The 5,607-nt window shown below is 60.1% G+C and carries 6 protein-coding genes; 4 read left to right on the forward strand and 2 right to left on the reverse strand.

Features of this window, described 5'->3' with window-relative positions:
- Window positions 1-183: hypothetical protein (locus ABWP50_RS13055; RefSeq protein WP_353218422.1), on the forward strand; the 183-nt coding region annotated here is incomplete at its 5' end.
- A gap of 1,068 nt (window positions 184-1,251) precedes the next feature.
- On the opposite strand, the gene ABWP50_RS13060 is transcribed toward ABWP50_RS13055, so the two are convergent.
- A complete protein-coding gene (locus ABWP50_RS13060; protein ID WP_353218423.1) occupies window positions 1,252-1,677 on the reverse strand; it encodes an ion channel in 426 nt (141 codons plus the stop codon).
- Between the two features lie 251 nt (window positions 1,678-1,928).
- Here ABWP50_RS13060 and ABWP50_RS13065 point away from each other — a divergent pair, with 251 nt between their 5' ends.
- A complete protein-coding gene (locus ABWP50_RS13065) occupies window positions 1,929-3,026 on the forward strand; it encodes an amidohydrolase family protein (protein ID WP_353218424.1) in 1,098 nt (365 codons plus the stop codon).
- Here the strand turns inward: ABWP50_RS13065 and ABWP50_RS13070 are convergent, their stop codons facing one another.
- Window positions 3,027-3,791 carry a Coq4 family protein gene (locus tag ABWP50_RS13070; protein ID WP_353218425.1) on the reverse strand — a complete coding sequence of 255 codons (765 nt, stop codon included), beginning with the start codon at window positions 3,789-3,791 and terminating at the stop codon, window positions 3,027-3,029. It abuts the gene before it with no gap.
- A gap of 106 nt (window positions 3,792-3,897) precedes the next feature.
- Here ABWP50_RS13070 and radC point away from each other — a divergent pair, with 106 nt between their 5' ends.
- The gene (radC, locus tag ABWP50_RS13075) at window positions 3,898-4,581 is read left to right on the forward strand and encodes a RadC family protein (protein ID WP_353218426.1); all 684 of its coding nucleotides are present in this window, start codon (window positions 3,898-3,900) and stop codon (window positions 4,579-4,581) included.
- Window positions 4,582-4,686: 105 nt separating this feature from the next.
- The coding region (locus ABWP50_RS13080) for a circularly permuted type 2 ATP-grasp protein (protein ID WP_353218427.1) at window positions 4,687-5,607 on the forward strand (921 nt) is incomplete at its 3' end.

Here is a 5,607-nt window from a genome sequence, read left to right on the forward strand (position 1 = left end):
AAGGGCGAACCAGCGACGCTGTTGTTCGTCAGGGTATGGTGCAACTTCCATTACCGGATGCCTGGCAACCTTGGCCGCATGTCACCTTGGCGCTGTTGCCGCTATCGTCCTTGCATTCAGCGACTACAGCACCTGAACCACATCGGCCATTCTTCCCTGTCCCAACAGAAAGCCGATATTTGACGTTGCCACACATGTAATCAATGGTCGCTTTGCTTTCGCGTTTTGGCACGGCAATTTTGTCGGCCGTTGTTGCGGGCGCTGCGATACTAGGCGAAGCCATTGCGAGACATAGCAGAAATCTGATTTTCATTTCCAGCTCCCCTTGAATGAATGGAAAGCATAACATATTCTCAGCTCTGCACTATCCGGCGTCGGATCGGCGTCTTCGGCCCTGTTCAACAATGATATCGACATTATGCAATCTCCAGCGCCTGCACAGTGCCGCTGACGCGATAGACCAGCCGATATTGCTGCGTCAGTTCCGGGGACACTATACTCAATCCCCTCCCCCCCCCGACGCTGCGAAGAACGAAGTTGACGCCTGCGGACGAGCTGACAGGGGAAGGGCCGCGCAAGGCGCAGCGATGGCCTGTCCTACACGCGGCTGATGCGGGTATGCTGCGGTCGGCGCAAAGGTGACGCGCCATCGTCCAAGGACGCGCCCGCGCATGAAGACCAAATTGTAAACTTTGTAACCTACAACCCCACCAAGCGTGCCGATGGAGATGGTGCGCCATGCCCAGAATAAACTTGTGCAGGGGTCACCCCTGCCCGCCGCGAAGAACGAAGTTGACGCCTGCGCTGGCGCCTCAGGAACATCTGCGCCAAAACCAACCGGCAACGCAGCGGAAATTCACTTGGTCGACGGGTTGGCCTGGCTCACCTTCTTGGGCGCTTCCTTCTTGGGCTTGCGGGTTTCCTTGTTGGATTTTGCCTGACCTTTGGCCATCGTCTGTCTCCTGAACGGACCCATGTCCGTGGCTGACTATGCGACCTTCCCGGCCCGGCGTCACCGGTCAATTGCGGAACGTGGAACAGTTATTCCGGGATTCATGATCTATCCCCACGCTTCAAGGCCCACAGCCTGAACCGGCGCCGCGCCTGTCCTACACCGGCAAAGCCTGTCATCATGGCTTTGCTCGGCGCATCTGTGCCGGGCGTTTTCGAGGGAAAACGAACGCTGAATCCAGCCCGAATCGTCAAAAGTGTCAAATATGAACGCGCCGCGGTAGCGTAGTTCTTCGTCGTTCAGAAATGCCCCAGCCGCCGCATCCCGTTCACGAAGAACGCCGTTGACCAGCCGAGCAGGATGACGCCGTTGATGCCTTCGATGGCCGCCAGCAATCGCCATTGCGGATCGAGCAGATCCGCACCAAAGCCGATGGCAGCATAAGTCTGGGTGGAAAAATACACGGCGGTGCGCAATGTTTCGATCGCCCCAAGCTCAAGATAAAGCGCCGCATACAACCAGATTTCGATGCCGTGGAGCACAAACAGGCCAAGCACCACCGCCATGGTGAATGAAACGCCAGCAAGCGACAACGGCCGGATGTGCTGCTTGTGCTCCTCCCGAGCCTCATACCGAGTCAGCCTGCCCAGCCAGACAAGGCCGACGGCATGAATGAAGACCGTTGCCAGCACCATTGCAGTTGCCGCCAGCAATTCGATCATCATGAGCAGCGGCGCTCTGGGGTGCGGAATGTTTCTGGCTGCATCCTTGGCCTTTCGGGGACGTGCGCCGCCAGCCGGATGGGCAGCACCTGCATAAGCCTGACAACTGCCATGCCTGTCCAGCGCTGTGCCCACCGCGGCGCTGAACAGGCATGCAATTTGCCGCCTGCCCTGTCGTTATCGGGCGTTGCTGCCGACACATCACCGTGCGAGATTGGATTGCAGCGTTAGGCAGGATATTTTGAATGACCTCAATGATCCCTTCGGTCCACGGCCGCATCAACGATCTCGATAGCCATTTGCAGGTGGCTGTATCGCAGTGGGGGGATGTGTTTGGCGAGCAAACGGCGCGGATGGGCGCAATGTTCATCGGCAATCCGTTTTTCGATGACGCCGCCGAGCCTGAGCGCACCACCAAGACGATCTGGCACAAGAAAGGCTCGGCAGCGCCGGGAGCTTCGACCGTTGAAGGCCGGCTTGCGACCATGGACATGATGGGTATCGATCGGCAGTTGATTTTTCCGCAGGTCGTGCTGGCCATTCCGGCGTGGTCGGATGCACCAAATGCTGGCGCGGTGCTGCGCGAATATAATGATGCGGTGCTGCACTGGACCAAGGCTGGCAAGGGCCGTTTGCGCCCGACCGCGCTGCTCAACATGACGACGATTGCCGGCGCCATTGCCGAAGCCGAACGAGTGATCGCCGGCGGTGCTCGCGCGGTGTTCATTCAGGATGGCGTGGCCCCCGGCGGCTTTTCACCCGCCGCGCCGCAACTTGATCCGCTGTGGGCGATGCTGGCCAAGGCCGGCGTGCCGATCACCTTCCATATCGGCGGCCAGCAGGGCTTTTTCGGCACCGATGTCTGGCAAAATGCCGATCTGCTCAAGCCCGGCAGCTTTTCAACGGGTGAGCCGGTCGGCCCACACATGCTGGCGACGATGCATCTGTCGGTGCAGAATTATCTGACCTGCATGATCTTTGGTGGGGTGTTCGAACGCCACCCCGATCTGCGTGTGGGCATCATCGAACTGGGCGCCACCTGGGTTGGGCCGTTTGTTGATTTTCTGGAACACCGCATGGATATTTCCGGCCGCGTGCGCAGCGCACTCAGCCGCCGGCCGACGCAGATTTTCCGTGACCAGATCCGTGTGACGCCGTTTTTCTTTGAAAAGACCGCCCGCCAGATCGAGCGATACGGCATGCCGGAAATCTATGCTTTTTCCACCGATTTCCCGCATCCCGAAGGCGGCACCGATCCGATCGGCATCATGGCTGCCGACATTGCGCCGTTGGGGGACGCCGCGCTGGAAGGCTTTTTTGTGGGCAACGCCGAATTGTTGCTGCCGGCCTGATCAGGCCGAAACGCCCTCGCGCATTTTTTCCTGCACCACCAGTTCCTGTGCCACCAGTTCCGAGACCTTGGGCATCACCGGCACGAATGGCGTTTCGCGGGTCAATCCATAGTCGGCGCGAATGTCGGCCAGCGGGCGGTGCACCTGGTTTTCGAAATCGATAAACTGGATGGACCGCGCCCGCCGGCCCAGCGCCCAGCCGTCGGTGATGGCATCCATCGCCGGCTGGATCAGCCAGGGATCGACCAGCGTGGCATGGCTCAGGATCACGGACAGGGTCATCGCAGAATAAGGATAGTCCATCTGCGCCAGGCTGAAGGCCTGCAGGGCCAGCTCATTGAAGGGATGGGTGGTGTAGCCGGTGAGCACATGGTGCAGATCGTGAGTCTGATAGCCGCGTAACACCTTGTATTTCAACACGGCTGGCAGGCGGGCCAGCTTGCCGCTGGCTTCGAAATCAGCCGTCAGCCCGGCGTACCCTACAGCCAGTTGTTCGGCGAGGCCGTTGGTGACCATATGCTCCCTCCAGACAGCACCCAGCGTGCCCGGCGCGCAATCGGCCAGCTGGGACAGGCTGAACGGCGGCGCCATCCAACCGGCAGCGGCCAGCGGACCCTGCTCGGGATGTTCGGTGATGGCGGCCACATATTTGTCGATGGCGTCTTGCGGGGCCGTTTCCCACCATTCGTTGAACAGCAGGTGCACGCCGTAGGAATAGAAATTGTCGACGGCAATGAGGAATTTTTCCCCGAACACACGATCCACCTTGAGCATGGCCAATTCTCCCAGATGATTTTGCAAACATCGCATGGCCGCCCGGTGCCAACAAGCCATTTGGTGATGGCGGCAGCTGGCGATAGACTGGGTCCCCATGAACAGTGACGCCCCCTCCTCCGCCGGTCACCGCGAACGATTGCGCAGCCGCTTGCTGGCCGGCGGCGGCGACGGCTTTGCCGACTATGAACTACTGGAATATCTGCTGGCGCTGGCCATCCCGCGGCAGGATACCAAGCCATTGGCCAAACGGTTGATCGATGAATTCGGCAGCCTGGCTGCGTTGATTGCGGCCACGCCAGAGGAATTGAAGCGGGTTGATGGCCTGGGCGACGGCACGGCGGCGGCAATCAAGTTTGTCGAGGCGGTGATGCTGCGGGCGCTTCGTACCAAGGCGCTTGATCGGCCGGTGCTGAGCGGTTGGCAGGCGCTGCTGGACTATCTGCATGCCAGCATGGCGCAGCGCACCACCGAGCAGTTTCGCGTGATTTTCCTGAACAACCGCAACATCATGATCCGCGATGAGGTGATGAACGATGGCACCGTGAATGCAGCGCCGGTGTATCCTCGCGAAATCGTCAAGCGCGCGCTCGATCTGGGCGCTGCGGCCGTTGTGCTGGTGCACAATCATCCATCGGGAGACCCCCAGCCTAGCCGCGACGATATACAAATGACCCGCGCCATCATCGAAGCCGGGCGCCATCTGGGCCTGAGCGTGCACGATCATGTCATCATCGGCGCCGGCGGCCATGTCTCGATGCGCGCCGCCGGGCTGATCTGATTGCCGGGTTGAGGCAAGCAACGGGGGGCAGGCCATACGCGAATATGTCCTTGCCATGCCGCGCCGCCGCCCTCAAACGTAACGAAATGACATGCGGGAGGCGCAATGCAGGCTTTGCCGGCTTTTGACGAGATGTTCGGCTCCGGTGACGGCTACAAAAGCCAATCCCCGGACAGCGTGACATCAGCCTATCGTGCGATCCACTCATGGTTGGCCGCATCACCGCCTGAATTGATGGCGGCACGCCGCGCCCAGGCCGAGCTGTTTTTTCGGCGCATCGGGATTACCTTTGCGGTCTATGGCGATGCGCAGGCGTCTGAACGGTTGATCCCGTTTGATATCGTGCCGCGCATCCTGCTTCGCCCCGAGTGGGACCGGCTGGAGCGCGGCCTGAAACAGCGTGTGACCGCGCTGAACATGTTTCTGGCCGATATCTACGGCGCGCAGAACATCCTGAAGGCGGGCGTCGTGCCGTCCGAACTGGTGCTGCTCAATCCAGCCTATTGCCTGCATATGGTGGGCAAGTCACCGCCGGGCGGGATCTGGGTGCACATTGCCGGCATCGATCTGGTGCGCACCGGCCCAGACGAGTTTTTCGTTCTGGAGGACAATGCACGCACGCCGTCCGGTGTGTCGTACATGCTGGAAAACCGCGAAGTCATGCTGAAACTGATGCCTGACCTGTTCGATCAGGTGAAGGTGGCGCCGGTGGAAACATATCCGGAGATGCTGCTGCAAACACTGGCCAGCGTCTCCCCGCGCCGGCAGCGCGGCAGCCAGCCCACCTGCGTGCTGCTCACGCCGGGCCAGTACAACAGCGCCTTTTATGAACATAGTTTTCTGGCCGACAAATTGGGCATCGAATTGGTGGAAGGCAGCGATTTGTTTGTGCACGATGATGTCGTGTTCATGCGCACCACCGAAGGCCCGCAGCGCGTAGACGTGATTTATCGCCGGGTCGACGACGAGTTTATCGATCCGCTGGTGTTCAATCCTGATTCGATGCTGGGGGTTCCGGGCTTGATG

This window comes from Sandarakinorhabdus sp. (assembly GCF_040398645.1).
Lineage (GTDB): Bacteria > Pseudomonadota > Alphaproteobacteria > Sphingomonadales > Sphingomonadaceae > Sandarakinorhabdus.